General features: G+C 62.1%; 20 protein-coding genes. 4 read left to right on the plus strand and 16 right to left on the minus strand.

Annotated elements, in window-relative coordinates; all coding sequences use genetic code 11:
• Nucleotides 1-37 precede the first annotated feature (37 nt).
• A complete protein-coding gene (locus tag OQ248_RS07230) occupies nucleotides 38-484 on the plus strand; it encodes a TadE/TadG family type IV pilus assembly protein (RefSeq protein WP_265812438.1) in 447 nt (148 codons plus the stop codon).
• Nucleotides 481-3,231, plus strand: coding sequence for an ATP-binding protein (locus OQ248_RS07235; RefSeq protein ID WP_265812439.1), 2,751 nt, complete (start codon nucleotides 481-483; stop codon nucleotides 3,229-3,231). The genes OQ248_RS07230 and OQ248_RS07235 overlap by 4 nt, the downstream gene beginning before the upstream one ends.
• Here the strand turns inward: OQ248_RS07235 and OQ248_RS07240 are convergent.
• The 5 genes from OQ248_RS07240 to OQ248_RS07260 form a co-directional block, all read right to left on the minus strand.
• On the minus strand, nucleotides 3,228-5,225 hold the full coding sequence (locus OQ248_RS07240) for a pilus assembly protein TadG-related protein (protein ID WP_265812440.1): 1,998 nt from the start codon (nucleotides 5,223-5,225) through the stop codon (nucleotides 3,228-3,230). The two genes, OQ248_RS07235 and OQ248_RS07240, sit on opposite strands and share 4 nt — an antisense overlap.
• 146 nt (nucleotides 5,226-5,371) lie before the next feature.
• Nucleotides 5,372-5,929 (minus strand): DUF4136 domain-containing protein, encoded by a 558-nt coding sequence (locus tag OQ248_RS07245; RefSeq protein ID WP_265812441.1) that lies wholly within the window; start codon nucleotides 5,927-5,929, stop codon nucleotides 5,372-5,374.
• A gap of 54 nt (nucleotides 5,930-5,983) precedes the next feature.
• Entirely contained in the window at nucleotides 5,984-6,595 is a 612-nt protein-coding gene (locus OQ248_RS07250) for a DUF4136 domain-containing protein (RefSeq protein WP_265812442.1), read from the minus strand.
• 12 nt (nucleotides 6,596-6,607) lie between these two features.
• Nucleotides 6,608-7,357 (minus strand): methyltransferase, encoded by a 750-nt coding sequence (locus OQ248_RS07255; protein WP_248738456.1) that lies wholly within the window; start codon nucleotides 7,355-7,357, stop codon nucleotides 6,608-6,610.
• A complete protein-coding gene (locus OQ248_RS07260; protein ID WP_265812443.1) occupies nucleotides 7,357-7,659 on the minus strand; it encodes a MazG-like family protein in 303 nt (100 codons plus the stop codon). The genes OQ248_RS07255 and OQ248_RS07260 overlap by 1 nt, the downstream gene beginning before the upstream one ends.
• A gap of 145 nt (nucleotides 7,660-7,804) precedes the next feature.
• Here OQ248_RS07260 and OQ248_RS07265 point away from each other — a divergent pair, with 145 nt between their 5' ends.
• Complete coding sequence (locus tag OQ248_RS07265) at nucleotides 7,805-8,098, plus strand: hypothetical protein (RefSeq protein WP_085711241.1); 294 nt, start codon at nucleotides 7,805-7,807, stop codon at nucleotides 8,096-8,098.
• Between the two features lie 37 nt (nucleotides 8,099-8,135).
• Nucleotides 8,136-9,485 (plus strand): MATE family efflux transporter, encoded by a 1,350-nt coding sequence (locus OQ248_RS07270; protein ID WP_265812444.1) that lies wholly within the window; start codon nucleotides 8,136-8,138, stop codon nucleotides 9,483-9,485.
• Here the strand turns inward: OQ248_RS07270 and OQ248_RS07275 are convergent.
• The 11 genes from OQ248_RS07275 to OQ248_RS07325 all read right to left on the minus strand — a co-directional run bounded on the left by OQ248_RS07275 (nucleotide 9,479) and on the right by OQ248_RS07325 (nucleotide 20,021).
• Entirely contained in the window at nucleotides 9,479-10,354 is an 876-nt protein-coding gene (locus OQ248_RS07275; protein WP_265812445.1) for an alpha/beta hydrolase, read from the minus strand. The genes OQ248_RS07270 and OQ248_RS07275 overlap by 7 nt on opposite strands.
• A gap of 17 nt (nucleotides 10,355-10,371) precedes the next feature.
• Nucleotides 10,372-11,166 (minus strand): DUF4123 domain-containing protein, encoded by a 795-nt coding sequence (locus OQ248_RS07280; protein ID WP_265812446.1) that lies wholly within the window; start codon nucleotides 11,164-11,166, stop codon nucleotides 10,372-10,374.
• Entirely contained in the window at nucleotides 11,163-12,506 is a 1,344-nt protein-coding gene (locus tag OQ248_RS07285; protein ID WP_265812447.1) for a contractile injection system protein, VgrG/Pvc8 family, read from the minus strand. Before OQ248_RS07285 ends, OQ248_RS07280 begins: the two co-directional genes overlap by 4 nt.
• A 232-nt stretch (nucleotides 12,507-12,738) precedes the next feature.
• Complete coding sequence (gene speA / locus OQ248_RS07290) at nucleotides 12,739-14,652, minus strand: arginine decarboxylase (protein WP_114881280.1); 1,914 nt, start codon at nucleotides 14,650-14,652, stop codon at nucleotides 12,739-12,741.
• Nucleotides 14,653-14,871: 219 nt separating this feature from the next.
• Nucleotides 14,872-15,243: a translation initiation factor Sui1 gene (locus OQ248_RS07295; protein WP_065260252.1), complete on the minus strand. Its 372-nt coding sequence runs from the start codon at nucleotides 15,241-15,243 to the stop codon at nucleotides 14,872-14,874.
• A 187-nt stretch (nucleotides 15,244-15,430) separates the two neighbouring features.
• Nucleotides 15,431-15,988 carry an NUDIX hydrolase gene (locus tag OQ248_RS07300; protein ID WP_114881278.1) on the minus strand — a complete coding sequence of 186 codons (558 nt, stop codon included), beginning with the start codon at nucleotides 15,986-15,988 and terminating at the stop codon, nucleotides 15,431-15,433.
• A 3-nt stretch (nucleotides 15,989-15,991) separates the two neighbouring features.
• A complete protein-coding gene (locus OQ248_RS07305; RefSeq protein WP_085711234.1) occupies nucleotides 15,992-17,059 on the minus strand; it encodes a DUF2333 family protein in 1,068 nt (355 codons plus the stop codon).
• A gap of 136 nt (nucleotides 17,060-17,195) precedes the next feature.
• Complete coding sequence (locus OQ248_RS07310) at nucleotides 17,196-17,672, minus strand: hypothetical protein (RefSeq protein WP_265812448.1); 477 nt, start codon at nucleotides 17,670-17,672, stop codon at nucleotides 17,196-17,198.
• Nucleotides 17,669-18,175 (minus strand): Hcp family type VI secretion system effector, encoded by a 507-nt coding sequence (locus OQ248_RS07315; RefSeq protein WP_265812449.1) that lies wholly within the window; start codon nucleotides 18,173-18,175, stop codon nucleotides 17,669-17,671. The genes OQ248_RS07310 and OQ248_RS07315 overlap by 4 nt, the downstream gene beginning before the upstream one ends.
• Nucleotides 18,154-18,873, minus strand: a complete 720-nt coding sequence (locus tag OQ248_RS07320) for a hypothetical protein (protein ID WP_265812450.1) — start codon at nucleotides 18,871-18,873, stop codon at nucleotides 18,154-18,156. Before OQ248_RS07320 ends, OQ248_RS07315 begins: the two co-directional genes overlap by 22 nt.
• Complete coding sequence (locus tag OQ248_RS07325; RefSeq protein ID WP_265812451.1) at nucleotides 18,873-20,021, minus strand: hypothetical protein; 1,149 nt, start codon at nucleotides 20,019-20,021, stop codon at nucleotides 18,873-18,875. Before OQ248_RS07325 ends, OQ248_RS07320 begins: the two co-directional genes overlap by 1 nt.
• Nucleotides 20,022-20,191 lie beyond the last annotated feature (170 nt).

Raw genomic sequence — 20,191 nt, forward strand, 5'->3', positions numbered from 1 at the left:
CTGATACTACGCAGTGACTGTCAGGGTAGACGCACGGATGAAAACCGGCTCTCGGAAGGCGCAAAAAGGCGCGGTGGCGATCGAATTCGCCCTGGTGTTCGTGATCTTTTTCGCGGTGTTTTACGGCCTGGTCAGCTATGCCCTGCCGTTCGTGCTGATGCAGACGTTCAATCAGGCCACGGCCGAAGCGGTACGGCGCAGCGTGGCGGTCGACCCCACGACGCCCAACTACTCGACAGTTGTCGTCAACACCGCCAATGCCGCCCTGACCCAGCAGTTTTCAGGCCTGCCCAGCGCCCTGAACGTGGTGGTCGGCGTGGACACGTCAGCGATCTATGACACGACGCAGGGTACGATCACCGTCAGCGTCAATTACCCCGTCAGCAAACTCAATCAGGTCATTCCGTTTCTGGTGTTGCCGGGCGTCGGCGCCGTCCCCAGCCTGCCCACCAACCTGACCGCCAGCTCGAGCCTGAAATTTTGACGTCCGGGGACAATCTGTTCGGCCGCCTGCTCAAGCGCGCGCCGCTGGCCGGCGACCTGCCGGACGTGCTCGGCTCCCCCGCGACGGGCCTGCACCTGTACCTCGATGGCGAAGGCGCCGTGTTGCAGATGGCCGGCCCCTTGCGCCTGTTGCTGGCACAGCAGATGCCCCATGACAAACCGCTGCCACTGCACGATTTACTGCTGCCCCACAGCACCCTCGCGATCGAAGGCCGGCCACAGGAATGGCAAGGGCTGCTGCTGGACCTGGATTTCCCCGGCCTGGGCGAACAGACCCTGCACCTGCGCGGCTGGGCCCAGCCTCTGGGCAACGGCTGGCTGCTGCAACTGATCGACATTGCCGACCTCTTGTCCGAACGCCGGCAAGCGCATCAACGCGAGGCGTGCCACGGGATTGCCGAGCAGATCAGCAAACAGTTGCGCAGTTGCAGCCTGGGACGACTGCCGGTGGTCGTCAGCGATCAACTGCAGATCATCGCTCAGCGCTGGCAGATCCCCTGTGTGGCGCTCGCCTTGCTCAATGAGCAGGAACAGGTGTGGCAGGTTCACTGCCAGTTCCACGCCCACGATGCACCCGCGCTGTGGCACGACGGCCAGCGCCTCGGTACGCCGCTGGACAGCCTCAATGGCACCGGCCCGCAACGCCTCGGCGCACATTACGGCCAGTATGAACATTCACGGGTGCAGGGGCTGTTCGGCAATGCCGAGGGGTTCGCCGTGCCCTACAGCGATGATCGAGGCGTCATGGCGTGGCTGCTCTGCGGCTTTTATGCGGTGGACAAGACCGCGCCGTATCTGACCGACCGTGACTGGCTGATGCTGGCCGGCGCACTGGCGGGGCCGTTGCTCGGGCGTTTGCGTGAACAGCAGCATCAACTGCAACTGGAACGCCTCGAGTCGTTGCAGACATTACTGGGCACCGGCTGGTGGGAATTCGGCAGCGCTGGCGAACACATTCAGCTGGCCCCGACGCTGGCCGCCACCCTGCAACAGGACAGCTCGACGCTGACCCTGGAACACTGGCTGAACCTGATCCACCCCGCTGACCGCGAAGAAGTGCGCAGCCGCCTGCAGGCCCTGCAGATGCACGGAGAAATCCTCGATCTATGCGTGCGCCTGCATCCTCACGATGCCAGTCAGACGCCGGCGTGGTATCGCCTTCAGGGGCAGGTCAGCGGCACCGGCGATCACCGCCGGCTGGCGGGCTTCATGCTGGACATCAGCGACATCAAGAACCAGCAGCAACTGGCCGCTGCGGCCCATGCGCGACTGGACAATCTGATCGCCAGCTCACCGGCGGTCATCTATGTCCAGCACTACGTCGAAGGCGCATTGCTGCCGGCGTTTTTCAGCGCCAGTCTGCAACCGCTGCTGGGCTGGAGCCTGGAAGACTGCGATGCCGGTGCGTTGGTGGAGCGGATCCACCCGGATGACCGGGCGCTGTATTTCGAACGCACCCGGCAGCTGTTGCGCGAAGGCTCGGTACGCGCCCGCTATCGCCTTCGCGACAGTCGCGGTGATTATCACTGGCTGCTCGACGAAGCCCGCCTGCTGCGCAACGACCTCGGGTTGCCGCTGGAGGCCGTTGGACTCTGGCTGGACGTTACCGAGGCCACGCTGGCCACCGAACAGGTCAGGCAGAGTGAAGAGCGCTACCGGATTCTGGTGGAAGACTCGCCGGCGATGATCTGCCGTTATCGCCCGGACCTGATCCTGACCTTCGGCAACCAGCCGCTGGCGAAGTATCTGGAATGCGCGCCCGAAGAATTGCCCGGGGTCAATCTGGGCAGCTGGATGTCGGACGTACAACGCGCAGACTTCGTCGAGCGTCTGGCGTTGTTGACCCCGGGGTCCCCCGTCAGCACCGCCGAAATCAACCTGCAATTGCCGGGGCGCGAGCATGCGTGGTGGGTGTGGTCGGATCGCGGCGTGTTCGATGAGCGCGGGAAACTGATCGAAGTGCAAGCCGTTGGCCGCGACAACACCGAAGTGCGCCGCTCCCAGCAGCAACTCACCCAGAGCGCGAAAATGGCCACCCTCGGCGAAATGGCCACCGGTCTCGCCCATGAAATCAATCAGCCGCTGAACGTCATGCGCATGGCCATCGTCAACGTGCAGAAGCGTCTGAGCAACGGCGATGTGCAGATCGACTACCTGACCGACAAACTCAACCGCATCGACGCTCAGGTCCAGCGTGCCGCAAAAGTGGTTGACCACATGCGGGTGTTCGGCCGCCGTTCGGAAATCGAACAACAGCTGTTCAACCCGGCCAGCGCCATCGAAGGCACGCTGTCGCTGCTGGCCGAAGGCATGCGCGGCAAAGGCGTGGATTTGCGCATCAGTGAAACCCCGTTCGAGGTTCAGGTGCGCGGTTACGTCGATCAGCTGGAGCAGGTGCTGATCAACCTGATGGTCAATGCCCGGGATGCGTTGCTGGGCAAGCGCGAGTCGGAGTCAGGATTCAAACCGTGGATTTCGATCTACGCCGAACGGGATGAAGAAAAGGTGCGCCTGTGGGTGGAAGACAACGGCGGTGGCATCGATCCGCGTCTGCTGGAGCGGATTTTCGAACCGTTCTTCACCACCAAACCGGTGGGCGTCGGCACCGGTCTGGGGTTGTCGGTGAGTTACGGGATTATCGAAAACATGGGCGGCCATCTCAGCGTTCGCAACTCGGCAGAAGGTGCGCGGTTCTGCATTGAGCTGCCGATCGCCCCCGATGACTAGATGACGAGATAGGCCTTGCCGGTCTGGCCACAGGTCATGTTGGCGCCGACGTCCACGTCCATCAGATTGATGCCCAGCCCGTTGAGCAAGTTGTTCAGCAGCGGGTCGAGCAATGGGCTGACCAGATTGGTGATCAGCGGTTGCAGGATTGTCGTGACACCGCTGATCAGGCTGGCAACGCCGGTGATGATCGCCCCCAGCGGGTTGCTGCCCTGGGGTTTGTAGACGATCAGGTTGATCCCCGCCAGCGTGCTCGCCAGGCTGTTGACGATATTGCTGGTGGGCGCAGCGGAAATCACGCTCGGCGGTAGCTTCAGGTTGGGTGGCGTGGGGAACGGCGTGCCACTGGAAAACACCAGATCCTGAGTGTTCTGCGCCACGCTGGTGTTGACCATGATCGCGATGCCGCCGGCGCCGTATTGCACGTGGGTGCTTTCGTCACAACTGCCGATCCCCAGAATCTTGTGACAGGTCACGGTGCCCAGATCCACCAGCGGCAGCGGGGTGACCGTCGGTTCGGCAGATGAAGAAAAGGCGTTAGTCGGATCAATCTTGCCCACCTTGAGATCGGCAACAGAGGTAATGGTATGGGCCGTCAGGCTCTTGGTCCCGGTGCTGCCGGTGGGGCAGCTGTAATCGGTGACGTAACTGATGGCGCCGCCGGCATCGAGGCTGATGTCGATTTCCGGCGAAGGCAGCAGCAATGGGTCCAGTTGCTGGCAACCGGCGCCGAGCAGGCACCCCACCGAATTCAGGGTGGCAACCAGGTTCAGACTGAGCAACGCATTGAGTGTCGGGGTCAGGGTTCCGACCAGTCCCAGCACGGCGTTGGTCAGCCCGGCCACCCCGGACAACACCGGCAGATTCACCGAGAGCATCGTACGAATCTGCGCAGTGCGCACATAAATCCGGTTCGGCCCGGTGGGGTTGGCCTTGGCCAGTGCCGGATCACCGATGGCGGAAAACTGCGGCGGCTCGACGACCTTGACCCGCACCGTGACATTCGCCAGCCCCAGCACGCTGATCGGCAGGGTGGCGGCCACCGCGCTGTTGCTGTTGGCCAGCTGGATCACGCCCTGGATCAGTTGCAGCAGTTGCAGATTGGCGTCGAGCCCGGCCGCCGTGGTGCCGGTCTGCAGCTGCAGGATATCGCCCAGCTTGAGTGGCGCGGCATTGATCGCCGCCACTTGCAGTTGCCCCAGCGCGGTAATCACGTCGGCGGTTGCGCCATTGAGCTGGACCACCGTAATCGCGGCCTGGATCAATTGCGTTACCGTGGTCTGGGTATTGAGCAACTGGGTGTAATTGCCGGCGGCGACGTTGAGGTTGATCGCCAGTTGATTCAGATAACTGAGCAGGTTGATGTCGGTGTTGAGCAGACCGTTCCAGCCCACCGCCGTCAGATTCACACTGCCGCCCAGCAAGCCGGAGACCAGTGGATTGAGGATGCTCGACTGGGCGGTGCTGATGTTGGCCAGGTTGCTGCGGATATTCAGCTGGGCCACGGTGGGCTGGGGTTGTGCGGCCACCGCCGAGGCATAGAGCACGGTGTTCAGGCTCAGCGGTGTGCCACTGAAAAGTGACTGCACGCCGCCGGCGAAACTGGTGGTCACGGTGTGGTTGGCCGCAACCTTGACCGCCACCGCCTGGGTGGCATCCACGCTGAACGTACGCAAACCGCTGGAAGCCGTCACCAAGGTGCCGCAGTCGACCACCAGCACGTTGTTCACATCCGTGACAAAACCGTTGCGTGTCGCACTTTGCCCCGCGTAACTGGCCGCTGTGAGGCCCGGCAGGCAATTGCCGCCACGGCTGACCGCTTCCAGCGCCGCGTTATCCACCAGCCGCTGCAATTTGCGCTGTTCCATGTACAGACGGCCGGTGTCCACCACCAGCAACATCAGGATCAGCGCGAGACTGAGGGTCGCGGACGCCATCAAGCCGATGGCTCCGCGCTGTCGGGCGGGGCCGCGACACTGCGAAAGACGCGACATGGCGCACTCCTTTACCGGCGCACGGGCCGGGCGCAAGCTCCATTGGTGGAGTCAGTGTAGACCCGGCGCAACGACACTGCTGGCAACGCGCCAGCCACTTCTCCATAAAAAACGGGAGCCATTGGCTCCCGTTTTTGTGCGCAGGCTCAGCGCGGAGGGTAGTTCGACAGAATCCGCGTCACCGTTTCATGGATGGCGCTGCTGCGATCCGCCGGATTCGGCGTGCGACTGAGCATCTGTTCATCGCTGCCGCGCCACACCAGTTTGCCGTCCTTGCCGTCGAGCAGGTCGATCTGGATCGTGGCGACCTTGTAGGTGATGTTGCGGGTTTCGTTGTACATCGGTGCGCCCCAGTAACCGTTCCACGGGCCACCCCAACCGCCGCCATAGTTGGTGGTGACCTGTTGCTGGCGATCCTCGACGATCAGGTAGGTCTGCACATTCAAGTCACCCTTGGTGCCCGCAGCGGCCGGGCGCAGGCCGCGCTGGTCGAGTTGATCGGCGACGGACTGGCGAATCCGCTGTTCGGTCAGGTCGCTCTTGATCCGTGGGTCGTCGGGGCGGTATTGCAGGGCGGGTTCTTTCCAGCTCCAGCTGCGGTAGGCGGCAAAGTCGCGGCTGGCGTCGAAGTCATGATTGACCTGGTTGGCGGCGCAGGCACTGAGCAGCGCGGCCACGGCCAGTAAAACAAAACGGCGGAACATGGTTTTTCTCCGGTGGAAAACATGAACCTGAGGGAGCTTCCGGTTCACGGGAAGCTAACTGGGAGGATACGCCGACATGGCCTTTTCGACAGCCTCGCGGATCGCATCGGCCCGGTCACTCTGGTTGCCCTGGGTGCCGGTTTCGGCGCTGGCACTCCAGACCGGCTGACCGGTACCGGCGTCGAACAGATCGACCCGCACCACCACGACCTGCTCCTGATAAGTGCGCACGATCGGCACCGTGTTGTACATCCCGTAACCCCGGCCGTAACGGTCATAGCCGCCGTATCCACCGTAGTAACCATAATCGTCCTGGACCTGGCGCAAGCGGGTTTCCAGACTCAGGTTGGCACTGACAAACAGGTCGGCCGGGCGATTGTCATGCAGCGGGCGCAAGCCGCGCTGGTCCAGGGCATTGCTCACCGCCTCGGCCACTTGCGCCGAATCCGCCCACGCGGTGCCTGGAGGCAAGTGCCCATTGAGCCACGCCCAGCTGCGATAGCGCCCATAATCCCGTGGCGGCGCGGGATAAGCGCTGCGATCGAAAGTGGTCGCGGCTTGCGGTGGTGCCGGCGGCAATGGCCGCGACTGCGCCACATAGGGGTTGCTGCCCTGGCACGCGGCCAACCCCAGACAGATCAGCAGTAACCCTGAATGACCTTTCATTTCACGCTCCGATCAGATCGGCCGGCAGATCCAGTGCAAGTAGCGCCCAAGCCCGGCGAAGCTTGGGTGACGACGGTGGGCGAGCTCCATCTCGAGCAAATCAATCAACTCGGCGCGGGCCTGGAACTCCACCGGCATGTAATCGTGGAAAACCCGGATCCCGCTCTGGGTTTCGACCTGCCACAACCCGTCGAGTTGCGTGGCCAGTTCCCGTGGATCGAGCGGCTGCTGCGGGGTCAGGCTCTGCTTCTCGCCAGCCATGTCGTTCCTGCGCATTTTCTTGAAATGGCCTTTGAGCAGGTTGCGATAGACCAGCGCATCACGGTTGTAGAACGCCAGCGACAACCAGCCACCGGGTTTGGTCAGTTGATGCAGCACCGGCAGGATCGCGTGGGGTTCGGCGAGCCATTCAAGCACCGCGTGGCAGATCACCACGTCATAGGGTTCGGTGAGTTGCCCGAGCAGTTCCTGCCACGGTGCCTGAATGAACGTTGCAGTCTGCCCGGCCTCGGCGAAACGCTGACGCGCGCCTTCGAGCATCGGTTCAGCCGGCTCGGTAAAGGTCACCTCGTGCCCGCGCTCGGCCAGCCACAACGACATGTGGCCCAGGCCGCCACCGATGTCCAGCACCCGCAACGGACGATCCGGCAAGGCTTCGGCAAGATCGGCCTGCAACACCGCGAGGCGGATCGCGCCTTTGGCGCCGCCGTAGATCTTCTCGGCGAAACGGGTCGCCAACTGATCGAAATGACGGTCGCTCATCAGCTGAACCGCCGTTCGCTGTCGGCGAGCTTGCTGCGTACCACTTCATTCATGTCCAGCCCCAGCTCGCTGCACAGCAGCAACAGATAGAGGACGATGTCGCCGACTTCCTGGCCGGCGTGGGCCAGCTTGTCCGCCGGCAATTCGCGGGACTGCTCTTCGGTCAGCCACTGGAAAATTTCCACCAGCTCGGACATTTCCACACTGGCGGCCATGGCCAGGTTTTTCGGGCTGTGAAATTGCCGCCAGTCATTGCGGTCGCGAATGGCGTGCAGGCGTTCGGTCAGTTCAACAAGGTTCATCGGGCTCTCCTGAAGGCGTATAGCTTCGGGGGGATGCTGCGCGAAGGCAAGGGGCAGCCACCACCCGGCAAACCCTCTATGCTTGCAGGGAACTCGGCCGCCCCCGGCGCGGCCCAAGGCTCAGCTCTTTCATCAGGATGCAAACATGCAGGTAGAAAGCTTTTTCGAATGGCTGGGCCAGGCGCTCGGCTCGATCATCCGCTTCATCGTCGACGGCCTGAGCGGCCTGTTCAACGTGCTGAGCCATGCTGGCGGCAACTTCGTCGACGGACTGGCGAAGGCCCTGGGCATGGACACTTCGATCATTAGCATCATCGCGCTGATCGTCGGCCTGATGCTGCTGTGGTCGGCAATCCGCGCGTTCATGAATGCGTCGATCATTGCCGGGATCATCTGGCTGCTGCTGGGATTGTGGCTGCTGAGCTGGATCATTCACTGACACCTCCCGCTACAATGCCGCTCCCCAAGGAGCCCGCATGTCCAACCTGATCGCCGACTGGCGCGACCGCCCGACCCATCGCCGGGTCTGGGCCCTCGCCGCCCCCATGATCCTTTCCAATATTTCCGTGCCGCTGGTGGCGCTGGTCGACAGCACCGTCATCGGCCACCTGCCCCATGCCCACCAACTCGGCGCCGTAGCGGTGGGCGCGAGCCTGTACACCGTGCTGGCCTGGGCCATGGGCTTCCTGCGCATGGGCACCACCGGGTTCGCCGCGCAGGCGGCCGGGCGCAGCGATGGTGCGGCACTGCGGCAGATCCTGCTGCAAGGTTTGTTGCTGGCGATGGGGCTGGCGTTGCTGCTGGGAGCGGTGGGGGTGCCGCTGAGCGGCATCGCCCTGCACTTCATGCAGCCATCGCCGGAGCTCAATCAGCTGACCCGTGATTTCTTCCACACCCGCCTGTTTGGCCTGCCGGCGGCGCTGGCCAGTTATGCGCTGGTCGGCTGGTTCCTCGGCACCCAGAACGCCCGGGCGCCGCTGGCGATTCTGCTGACCACCAACCTGATCAACATCGTGCTGAACCTGTGGTTCGTGATTGGTCTGGACTGGGGCGTGGTCGGTTCGGCCCGGGCCTCGGTGGTCGCCGAATGGTGCGGCGCCCTGCTCGGCCTGGCACTCACCCGCAAGGCCTTGCGCGCTTACCCCGGGCATATCGTCTGGGCGGCATTGAAGGTGTGGCAGAGCTGGCGGCCGCTGCTGGGGGTCAACCGCGACATTTTCATCCGCAGCCTGGCGCTGCAATCGGTGTTTTTCCTGATCACCGTGCAAGGCGCACGGTTGGGCGATGCCACAGTCGCGGCCAATGCGCTGCTGCTCAACGGCCTGCTGTTGACCGCCCATGCGCTGGACGGACTGGCCCACGCGGTCGAGGCTTTGTGCGGGCATGCCATCGGCGCTCGCGATCGTCTTGCGTTACGTCGTTCGCTGGTAGTGGCCGGCGGCTGGTCGTTGCTGGCGAGCCTGGGTTTTGCTGCGTTGTTTCTGTTCGCCGGGCACTTGTTCATCGAAATGCAGACCGACATCCAGAGCGTGCGCGAAACCGCGTTCATCTATCTGCCCTATCTCGCCGTGCTGCCGTTGATTGCGGTGTGGAGCTACTTGCTCGACGGTCTGTTCATCGGCGCCACCCGTGCCCGGGAAATGCGCAATGGCATGCTGTTGACGGTCGCTCTGCTGCTGCCCTTCGCCTGGGTGCTGAGCGGGCTGGGCAATCATGGCCTGTGGATATCTTTCCTGCTGTTCATGGTGCTGCGCAGCCTGACCCTGGGCACATTGGCGTGGCGGTTGCGGCGCAACGATGGCTGGTTTGCCGGCGCCGCTCACTGAGGCGGCGTGTGCCGGATAAAAGCGACAACCTGATCCAGTACCGGCGCCAGCCAACGTAATGGCCGAGACATTGTGGCCACCAGCGTCGCGTGGTTGGGCCGGGTGTAGTACAAATCCTGCACCGGCACGCCGGCCTCGCGCAGTGTTCGCGCGAGCCCGCCGGTATTTCGGGTCGGATCGACCAGACTGTCGCGGCTCGCGGCAATCAACAGCGCCGGTGGCGCGCCATGGCTGACATGCCGGATCGGCTGCGATTGCGGCGGTGAGTCCGGCCAGAAAAACACCGGACGCACCTCGGGATTCTTGATCGGCAGAAAGTCGTAAGGCCCGGCCAGACCGATCCAGCCACTCAGGTCGGCGGGGGACATCCCGACCGCGCCCAGCAGGCGTGAATCCAGCGCCAGCATCGATGCGTTGTAGGCCCCGGAGCTGTGTCCCATCAGGTACAGCCGCCGGGGATTGCCGGAAAATTCATGGACGTGGGCCTTGGTCCACGCAACGGCACGGGCTCCGTCCTCGAGAAACAACGGGTAACGCACCTGCGGGTACAACCGATAGTCCGCCACCACTGTCACGATGCCCCGGGAGGCCAGCGCCTCGCCGACAAACCGGTAATCGCCACGGTCGCCACTGTTCCAGCTGCCGCCATAGAAAAACACCACCACCGGGGCGTCTTCGAGCAGATGGCGCGGCACATAGACATCAAGCTTCTGACGCGGCTCTTCTCCGTAAGCGATGTCTGCGGTTTTGACGTAGCTGTCCGCAGGCGTCAGATCGTTGAGCATTTTCAGCGGCGAACAACCACTGAGCAGCAACAGCAGAAAACCAGCGGGGACCGCGCAAAACCAATGCCGTAAAGAGTGGGCCATGCGCGCGAAACCTCGTCTCAGGGTGAGTTGTTCTGCCAACGGCGACGCAGATGATCGAGGCGCTCTTGCTGGGTCAATCCTTGTGGCGGTTGCAGCAGTTCTGCGCGCGGATGCAGCAAGCGTAGCCACAACCAGTCGTCCAGCACGGCCCGCTCGCTGAAACCCAATGTCAGGCCTTGTTCAACGTGGGAGGACAGCGTGCGGTAATCGGTTCCCGTCGATTGGCTCCAGCGCCAGATGTGCTGTTCCAGCAGGCAGCGATGCAGGCGCTCGCGCTGAAGACGGGTCAGCCCCTGTTCAATCTCCAGTGGCTCTACGTCCAGGCCCGGGTTGCGCAGCTGTTGCCAGCCCAGGCTGCCGCTCGCCCGATCAGCCCAGGTACCGCCGAACCAGCGCAGCCAGTTGATCGGCCCGAGCCAGCAGCTCAGCTGACGAGCATCGCAGGCGTCGAAAAAGTAGCTGGCTGTCTGCCGGTCGTAGTAGTTGAGCAGCGCGCGATGGTTCAGGCCCACAGAAACTGTCAGCATTCGCTGTAAATGCGCACGCAGCGATTCGATCGTGGCATCGCTGCCCAGCAACAGCCCGCACCAGGTATGCGGATCGGTGTGACTCAACGCCGACAGCACCGGGCAATCGCGCAGATCGATCAACAACGGCCCTTGCTCGCATACGGGCTGAAATTCCGTACCGTCAAACAGCCGCAAACTCGGCAAGCCATCGAACCCCTGGCGCAACACGCTCACCGCCTGCGGTGCATGCATGACATCCAGCAACAGCCATTGCGCACGCTGCCCCGGTGTCTTGGCGCTCATCGTCCATCGCCAGGGCTGAGTCCGGCGACCAGCCGGCAGCTGCAGACCGACTCCCGACAGTGCCGGTAGCTACCGCCACCCGGCATCAGGCACAACAGCAACAAAGGCTCGCGCGCACTCAGCCATGGTGCCAGGCCTTCACTTGCCAGGGTGTCGGGCAGCGGCGGCGGTTCATCATCCTCATCGCTCTCGGCGGTTGCCGTCGGCTGTAGAACACCACTGATCACCGGCTGCTCGGGATCGCCTTCGATAAAGCTCACGACCACCTCAACGCCTTCATGCAATGACGTCAATGCCGCGTCCGCCAACGCAGGTGCCAAAGGCAGCCAACAGTGGCTGGGTGTCGCGCCTTCGCCCTGATAGAGCCAGTCGAACTGCACCGCGACCGGGCGCGAGCGATCAGGCTGAGGTTCATCGACGGCCACCACCCAGGCCCGCTGAAGACTGCCCATGCTCAACACCGGGCGCTCGACGACCGGCCCGCACGCCTGCAGGCCGTCGACGGCACGGATCCGACAGCTGTAGGGCGGTTCAAGCATCTGATCGGCCCGGTGCTCGATTCGCGTCAACAGCCAGTGCGTGTCGCACTCGGCAAACGGCCGCGGGGACAGATTCAGCCACCGACCGCTACGCAAGGTTGGTACGTCCGAATGCCCCTGCGCCGTTCGGGAACGCACGGCAGCTTCAGAGGCCCCACCGGCTTGCTCTCGAATCAGCCAGCGGCGCACCGCCGGTGCCGACGCGTGAGCATCGAATGGCACCTCCCCCGCTCGCGGTAACCGCGCCGGGTTGTCGCCAAACACCAGACAATGGCTCTCGCGCCCATGCTCGAAGTGATAGTGGATCCGCGACTGTGCGCACAAGCGCTGCACCAGTTGCAGATCCGATTCGCCGTATTGAGTGAAAAACGTGCGGGACGGATGATCGGCCTGTAATTCGAACCGGCGCTGGTGACCGCTGATGCCGTGCTCTCTGAGCACCTGATCGAGAATCTGCGGCACCGACCGGCCGCTGAAAATACGCTGGCTATGGCGCAGACCCAGACAACTCAGCTTCGGGCCCAGCCGCGCCCGGCACAACCTGGCGCCATGGCCATGTTCGTGCTGGACGAGACTCTGCAATTGTCCGTGCACCCCATTGCCATGAGGCCCGAAGCACAGGCGCGCCGAGCGATACAACAGACCGGCAAGGTCGAGATGAGGATCGTCGATCACCAGATCGATTTCGAACGCAAAAGGCTCGCTGATCGCCTCGCAACCGGTAAAGGCCAGGACTTCGAGGGGGGCGGACAGACCCGCGACATCGAGACGAAACGACGACTCGTCGACTGGATCGAACATGGGCGATTCTCTACAGGAGGGGCGGCCGGGGATTCTCGCCGAGAGCCATGGCCGAGTAGAGAGCCGAAGTACAAATTAGGAAATGGCCTACGCGAAAAGCAGACGACATCACTTTTCTTGTGAGGATGAAGGTCATTTCGCTGGCAGAAAAAGAGAAGTCGCATCAAGTCATCTGAAACTTCCGCTGCGTGCGGAACAATTTCAGACAACCTGATGGATTCGGAACCTGCCGTCAGGAAGACAGGTAGGAGGAACGGGTCAGACCCAGGCGCAATGCATCGAGGAACTGGGTGCGCTCGCTGGCGCTGATACGGGCACTGGCGCACTTGTCGCGGTAGTGGGTCATCAGCTCTTCCGGCGACAGGTGCACATAACGCAGCATGTCTTCGATGGTGTCGTGGGTCTCGATCCCGGCGTGGTACACGCTGCCGTCGGCGTTCTGGTAGATGTTCACCGAGTCGGTGTCACCGAACAGGTTGTGCATGTCGCCGAGGATTTCCTGATAGGCGCCGACCAGGAACACGCCCAGCAGGTAGTCTTCACCTTCGTTCAGCCCGTGCACCGGCAGGCTGGTCTCGATGCTCTGCTCGTCGACGTACTGGTTGATCTTGCCGTCGGAGTCGCAGGTCAGGTCCTGCAGTACCGCGCGACGCAGCGGCTCTTCGTCGAGACGGTGCAGCGGGATGATCGGCAGGACCTGATCGATCGCCCAGGTGTCCGGCAGGCTCTGGAATACCGAGAAGTTGCAGATGTACTTGTCGGCCAGCTTGTCGTTGAGTTCGTCCAGCACCTGACGGTGCGAACGCTGACGGGCCTTCAGCGAGTTGTGCAGGCGACGGCACACGGCGAAGTAGCACTGCTCGGCCAGGGCTTTCTCGGCCAGGGTCAGCTTGCCGTCAGCGTACTGGGCCGCCACGTCGCTCATGTAGTGAGTGGCGCGCCAGTAGGTTTCGGTGACCATTTCGATGTCGGTCGGGCCGAGCAGGTCAACCAGCCACTGTACGGTTTCCGGCAGCGCTTCCTTGTTCTCGATCTGCGGCACGTCGTCGTTGTGTTTCTCGACGTCGGTCACCTGCACCACCAGCATCGCGTGGTGGGCGGTCAGCGAACGGCCGCTTTCGGAGAAGATATGCGGATGCGGCAGGCTCTGCGCGTCGCAGAACTCCTTGAGCATGCCGACCACGACACCGGCGTAGTCATCCATGTCGTAATTGATCGAACTGGCGTTGCGCGAGTGAGTACCGTCGTAGTCGACGCCCAGACCGCCGCCGACGTCGATGTGATCGACCGGCAGACCGAGGTTGCGCAGCTCGCCGTAGTAACGGATCGCTTCCTTGAAGCCATGCTGGTAGTCGGCCAGGTTGGCGATCTGCGAACCCATGTGGAAGTGCAGCAGACGGATGCCCTGATCCAGACCCGCCGCGCGGAAACGCTCGACCACCGACAGCAGTTGCGCCGCCGACAGACCGAACTTGGATTTCTCGCCGCCGGTATCCGCCCACTTCGACGAGGCCAGCGACGACAGACGCACACGCAGGCCGACCTGTGGCTTGACCCGCAGCGATGCGGCTTCTTCGATCACCAGACCGACTTCGGACTCTTTCTCGATCACGATGAACACGTTGTGGCCGAGCTTCTGGCCCATCAGCGCCAGACGGATGAACTCGCGGTCCTTGTAACCGTTGCAGACGATGGTGCCGCCCTTCGGCGCCAGCGCCAGTACCGCCAGCAGCTCAGGCTTGGAGCCGGCTTCCAGGCCGATGGAAACGTTCTGGGTGGCGATGATGTTTTCGATCACCGCTTCCTGCTGGTTGACCTTGATCGGGTACAGCGCGGTGTATTTGCTCTGGTATTCCAGACGCTCGATGTTCGAGTCGAAAGCACCGGTCAGCTGACGCACGCGGTCTTGCAGGATGTCGGGGAAACGCACCAGCAGCGGCAACGACAGGCCGCTCTTGCGCAACTGGTCGACTTGTTCGAACAGGTCGATAGGCGAGCTGCTCGGGCCGTTCGGACGAACTTCGACGCGACCGGCGTCATTGATCGCGAAATACCCGGCCCCCCAATGGCGAATCCCGTAAACACTGCGGCTGTCCGCAACTGTCCATTGGCTGCCATCGTCTTTGCGTGTGCGTCGTACGGACATCGAAGTCCCCTATAAAGAAGTCATAGTGCGTCGCCTGATTGCAGGCCGGCGCAGTCTAAAGAATGAAAATGACGGTTCGTCAGCGGGGCGGTAGACCGCGCTGACAGCGTTGAGTTTAGAAACCGGTCATGAACAGGCTCTGTGAAAACCATGGAGACGACGCCGGGACTGATGACAATCAGAGCCGGATCAAGCCGCTGGTGGTTTTCACAGAGGCTGCTAGCCGCCGGACTTCTTCGCCTTGAAACCGTGCTTGACCAACTCGGCCAAGAGTAGCTCGACATGGTCGCCCTGGATCTCGATGACCCCGTCTTTCAACGCACCGCCGGTGCCGCAACGCTTCTTCAGCGTTGTCGCCAGCTCTTTGAGTGCGTCTTCGGCCAGGGGCACGCCGGTGATGGTGGTCACCGTCTTGCCGCCACGGCCCTTGCTCTCGCGGCGCACGCGGGCAATGCCGTCGCCGGCCGGGATCACGGTTTGTCTGCAGATACAGGCGTCCACCGGTTTGCTGCATTCCGGGCAATGACGACCTGCGTCGGTGGAAAATACCAGGCCGCCCAGGGCGGCGAAGGATGCGGCTTTTTTGGCCACCGGCAATCCTCTCGGGAGGACAAAGACTGATCGCAGCCTTGGGCAAGGCTATCGACCGCGAAGCCCCACTCAGGCAGGGGCAGCGCTACTGCACCGGTTGCTCCTGTAAAGCAGGCCGGCACAGCTTGAAAAGGTCGCGCAGTGTAACGGCAAAAACGCCGATTGCTAAGTGCCAATCGGCGCCAATTTATGAGTTCTTTGCGACGTCGCTTCGTTGAGCCTTCAGATAGCGCTTCAAGGCTGCCAGAGAGTCCGGGCAATAAGGCTTTTGCTCGATTTCCAGCATCACCTGATCGACCGGAATGAAGCGTGCTTCGAGCACCTCTTCCGGCTGCAGGATCAGCGGCCCGTCCCACACCGCCGAGAACGCCGAACACCACAGGCGGTTGCCGGGGTCCTCGAAGTAGAAATGGTCGTGGGCGGTCAGTTCGACGCCGCTTACCCCAAGCTCTTCTTCCAGTTCACGGGCCGCCGACTCTGCATAGGTCTCGTTTGCCTGCACCATGCCGCCCGCCGCCACGTCCCAGTAGCCTGGATAAATGGCTTTGCTCAGGGTCCGCCGATGGACACAGAGTTCACCGGCAGAGTTGAACAGCATGATGTAGGTGCCACGCCCGATCAGCCCGCGCTCGCGCAGATCGGAGCGGACGAGGGATCCGAGCAGGTTGTCCTGCTCGTCGACCCAGGCGATCTGTTCGGCATCCGAGGCGGCGCGGTGGGCCGCCTCTCTGGCGTTGTCGCTCATGACTCAGCCTTGATTGAGCAGTTGACGAAGATCGATCACGGCGGCGTTGGCCCGGGAAATATAGTTGGCCATCACCAGCGAGTGGTTGGCCAGAATGCCGAAACCGCTGCCATTGAGAATCATCGGGCTCCAGACGGTTTCCTGGGAAGCCTCCAGCTCACGGATGATCTGGCGCACGCTGACCGTGGCGTTCTTCTTCGCCAGTACGTCGGCGAAATCGACTTCGATGGCGCGCAGCAGGTGCGACAGCGCCCAGGCCTGACCACGGGCTTCATAGAACACGTTGTCGATTTGCATCCACGGGGTCTCGACGACTTCCTCGTCGACCTGCGGCACTTCACCCACCGCCGGGACTTCGGTTTTCAGCGCTGTGTTCAGTTTGACGCGACCGACACTGGCCGACAGCCGTTGCGACAGCGACCCGAGACGCGTCCCGACGTCGCCCAGCCAGTTGTTCAGGTTGTCGGCGCGGGCGTAGAACAGCGCATTCTTTTGCGTCGGGTCAGACAGGCGTGCCTGATAACGGCTCAGGGAGTTGATGCCTTCCTGGTATTCCGACTCGCTGGACGGCAGGATCCAGCTCTTGTTGTCGAAGTTGAAGCGCGGCTCGGCCTTGGCCAGATCGGCGTCTTCAGCCGATTGCGACTGCGAACGGGCGAAGTCCTTGCGCAAGGCACGGGTCAAGTCGCGCACCTGGACCAGCACGCCATATTCCCAGCTCGGCATGTTGTCCATCCACAGGCCCGGCGGGAAGCGGTCGTTGGAAATGTAGCCGCCAGGCTTGTTCAGCAGGGTGCCGGCGACGGTCTTGAGGGTTTCGACGGTGGTGTAGCCGACCACCATCTGCTTGCCTTCCTTCTCGGCAGCCAGTTGGGCGTTCTGCGCCACAGGGAACAGGGCCGGTTCTTCGCTCCAGTACCAGCCCAGAGCGATGGTCACCAACAGGTAAATACCGACCAGCGTGGCCAGCGCGCGGCTGAACAGCAGGCCGCCCACATAGCTGCGGGCGGCGGATTTCGGCTCGGCGGCACGTTCGGGCGCGCTGCCCGCGCGATTCTTCCAGTCCAGCATGGCGATATCCTTTCAATCTTGGGTTCAACGGTTCGACAGCAACCATACAACAACGTGCCTCGACCCGGCACCCACGATTGGGCATCGAATTGAAACAACCGGACACCGCCGGTGAGCGAAAGGATAGACGCACGCTTCAGATGTTGAAGATCCTCATTGCAATCTGCCGGGCATCGTCCGCCATAAAAAGATGGGCAATGCCTACGGCATCGGTTCGGCGCTGGATGGGAACCCCGTCAACCGTTGCAATGTACGGCTGCTGTGCCAGGGGCTCGCCGGTCATGCTCTCGACCAGACGATAGATTCGCGGAATCCGGACTGGCTGGGGCGGAGGATTGTTCATCAGATCGAGCACCGCCTGATCGAAGGCAACGTCGGCGACCGGCCAGTCGCCGTCCTCTGTGTCACCCGTGAGCAACAGCCATTCGCCCTGTTCGATCTGCTCCAGCACCTCGCTGTCCAGATCGACCACAAGGCCGGCCCGCAACTGATCCAGGCCATTGATCGGTTGCCGGTCGAGCAACGCCTTGCATACCCGCTCCAGTGCCTGATCGACCGGATAAACCTGTCGGCGTTCGAGCTGGGTAACGTGTGATCGATGAATCAGCCTCATGCCTGGCCCTCGCTCTGCCATTCATCGGAGCCCATCGTCCGGCTGATCTCGTGCCGCCAGTAAATGCGTCGATAGCTGAACTGGACTTTTTCCCGTTGCGTCAGGTGGGAAACGCCCGGGTCCTGACAGTCCGGCATAAAGACCTCGGTGCTGACGATCTGCGCGTCCTCCAGTTCAACCGTATAGAAATGCTCCTGAATGCCATGGGCCGATGTGCGATACATCTCCACACAACACTTGCTCAGCAGCTCACCCGTACACATTGCCATCTGGATCAGCGGCGACGACTTGTCGATCACTTTGGTAATGACCAGAGGCTTGTGCAGCCGCCGCCCGGCACCCGATCCCTTGGGCAGGAGAATGCCATGACTGAAGGCCTGAACCATGATCTTGTCTTCCCTCCCGCTCTGGTAGCTGTTGCCCACCGACGGTTCGGTGAAGGCACCGGCGCTGATCAAGCCCTGACGGCTGCCGTAGATCGTCATGAAAGCGGGGGTTGGCATGGTATTGCTCCTTGTTTGGGTTGAGGCGGGGGAAAGGGATGAGGTACTTCATCGACGTGTTCCATACCCTCGAATCGCCAGGGTTTGCTGAGTTCCAGAGTGATGAGATAGCGTTCCTGGTCGGGGTGTCTGGAATCGGCGAATCGTCCAATGAACAACATCACTTCGTACTGGTCGCCGGCCCTCCAGTAAGAGGTTCCGCTCATTTCTCCCGGTCTGAGATAGGCACGCCACTCCGGGGTGTCCTCAATGGTGGGACTCCACGGAGTCCCCACCGGCCTCCACCCTTTCGCGCACCATTGGGCTTGCAGATCGAGAACGACCTTCAAGGCATCATCGATCAACAAGGGTTCGATCTGGGGAGACATGCGGATATCACCGACCAGGTGGCCCTTGAACGTGAACGTAAAGAACCGCGCCGGCGGCGTTTCGAACCCGTACTGCGGATCGACAAATCGCAGGCGCGCAGCTGTCCTGGAAGCGCCACCCCAGACGCGCCTGCCAACATGGCCCCATATAGCGAGGGGTGCGGTCGAATGGTCACGCATGTATTCATAGGTTCCGCCTATGGACATGGCGATGACGGAGTCGCCCCACAATGGCTGCGTCAACTGGCGTGCGGCAGCCACGGCCAGAACAGCACAAAGCATCAGCCATGCCCAACAACGCCATCTGGACAGAAAGGATCGCAAATGCATCAAGCATCCTCCATGGCAGCGATCTCACGGATGGATTGCGCCAGTGCGTCCCTGTTGCTGTCATTGAGCATCTGGTGAAAACGGGCTGCCGCCCGCAGGACAAACTCCATTCGCTGATCGATGTCGGACAGGTCCGCCAGCGGGTTTCGGCCAAAATCGATGGTGCGGCCGTCATCGACTCGCTGACATTGACTGGTGAGGGTCAGCTCGATGGCCTGGGCCACGCCGGAAGGGAAGCCGGTCACGTAGGAAAAGTGGTTGCCCCGCAACAACATCACTAATTGGCGGTTTTCGTAGATGCTCGGCTGGAGAATGTTTCGCTGCTCGTGCCAGGCCAGAAACTCCACGCTTGAAGCAATGTTTCCCGTATCAATAGCCTCGAAGGCTTCCAAGATCTGTTCAAACATCTTCCCAAACCGGAGCGTTTTCTGACCTACGGGCCAAAGCACGGGAAACTTCGCGTGCCCATAAATTCGTTCGCGTGCCCTCAGGCACTTCTTCAACTCCGCCAACCCACGCACCGCATAAAACCGATGCAGCGGATAGACATCCAGAAACAACGTGGTATTGCCCATCGCCATCATGTCGTACACACGCCGGAACTGCTGCTGCACCAACGACAGCTCTTCACCCGGTAAGCGCAGATCCAGCGCAGGCACGGGATTGCGGTTCCTCGCCTCTTCGTAGTCACTCAAGGCCTCGGCCTGCCCGGGGATTCTCGCCGGGGTCAGCAGTCCAGACTCGCGGCGCCCGTCCCGCAATCGCTGCCGTGCCTCGTGCTCCTGACGAATCAGTTCGATGCTGTCGGCCGCATGCAGCAACCCGCAGCCCACCTGCTTCGAAGCAAACGCTGCAAGACCTGCCCACTGGAATCGCGCGTCATGCAGCCACAGCCGGGCATAGGCGGCGTTGATCGCCCGGTTGCGTTGCACCGGATCGGCAATCAGCACGCCATCGGGGGCGACAACGGCTTCGGCTTCCTGCTGAAAGCGGCGCCAGATGCACTGGCACGTCAGCACGGGTACCTCAGTCACCCGCATCTTCTCGCCATACAACGTTTCTTCGTTGCATTCACAATCTGCAACTGGCCGGGTGCTGTGATTCAGACGTTGGTTATCGCTGGTGTGCTCGTTGAAACACTGGCTCATATTCGGGGAATTTTTTGTAGGGGTTTCCCTGACCCTACCAGTCCGAAACTCTGTCGAAACCGGCCTGGAGAAAAATCAGAATGTCCTGACAGAAGAAGACCGCCAGGCACAAGGAAGCCTCCTCAAAAGCCTTGGGAAACATCCTGAAGAACCCTGTTCACGGGTATTTG

The organism is Pseudomonas sp. COW5 (assembly GCF_026240005.1).
In the GTDB taxonomy this organism is placed as follows: Bacteria; Pseudomonadota; Gammaproteobacteria; order Pseudomonadales; family Pseudomonadaceae; genus Aquipseudomonas; species Aquipseudomonas kribbensis.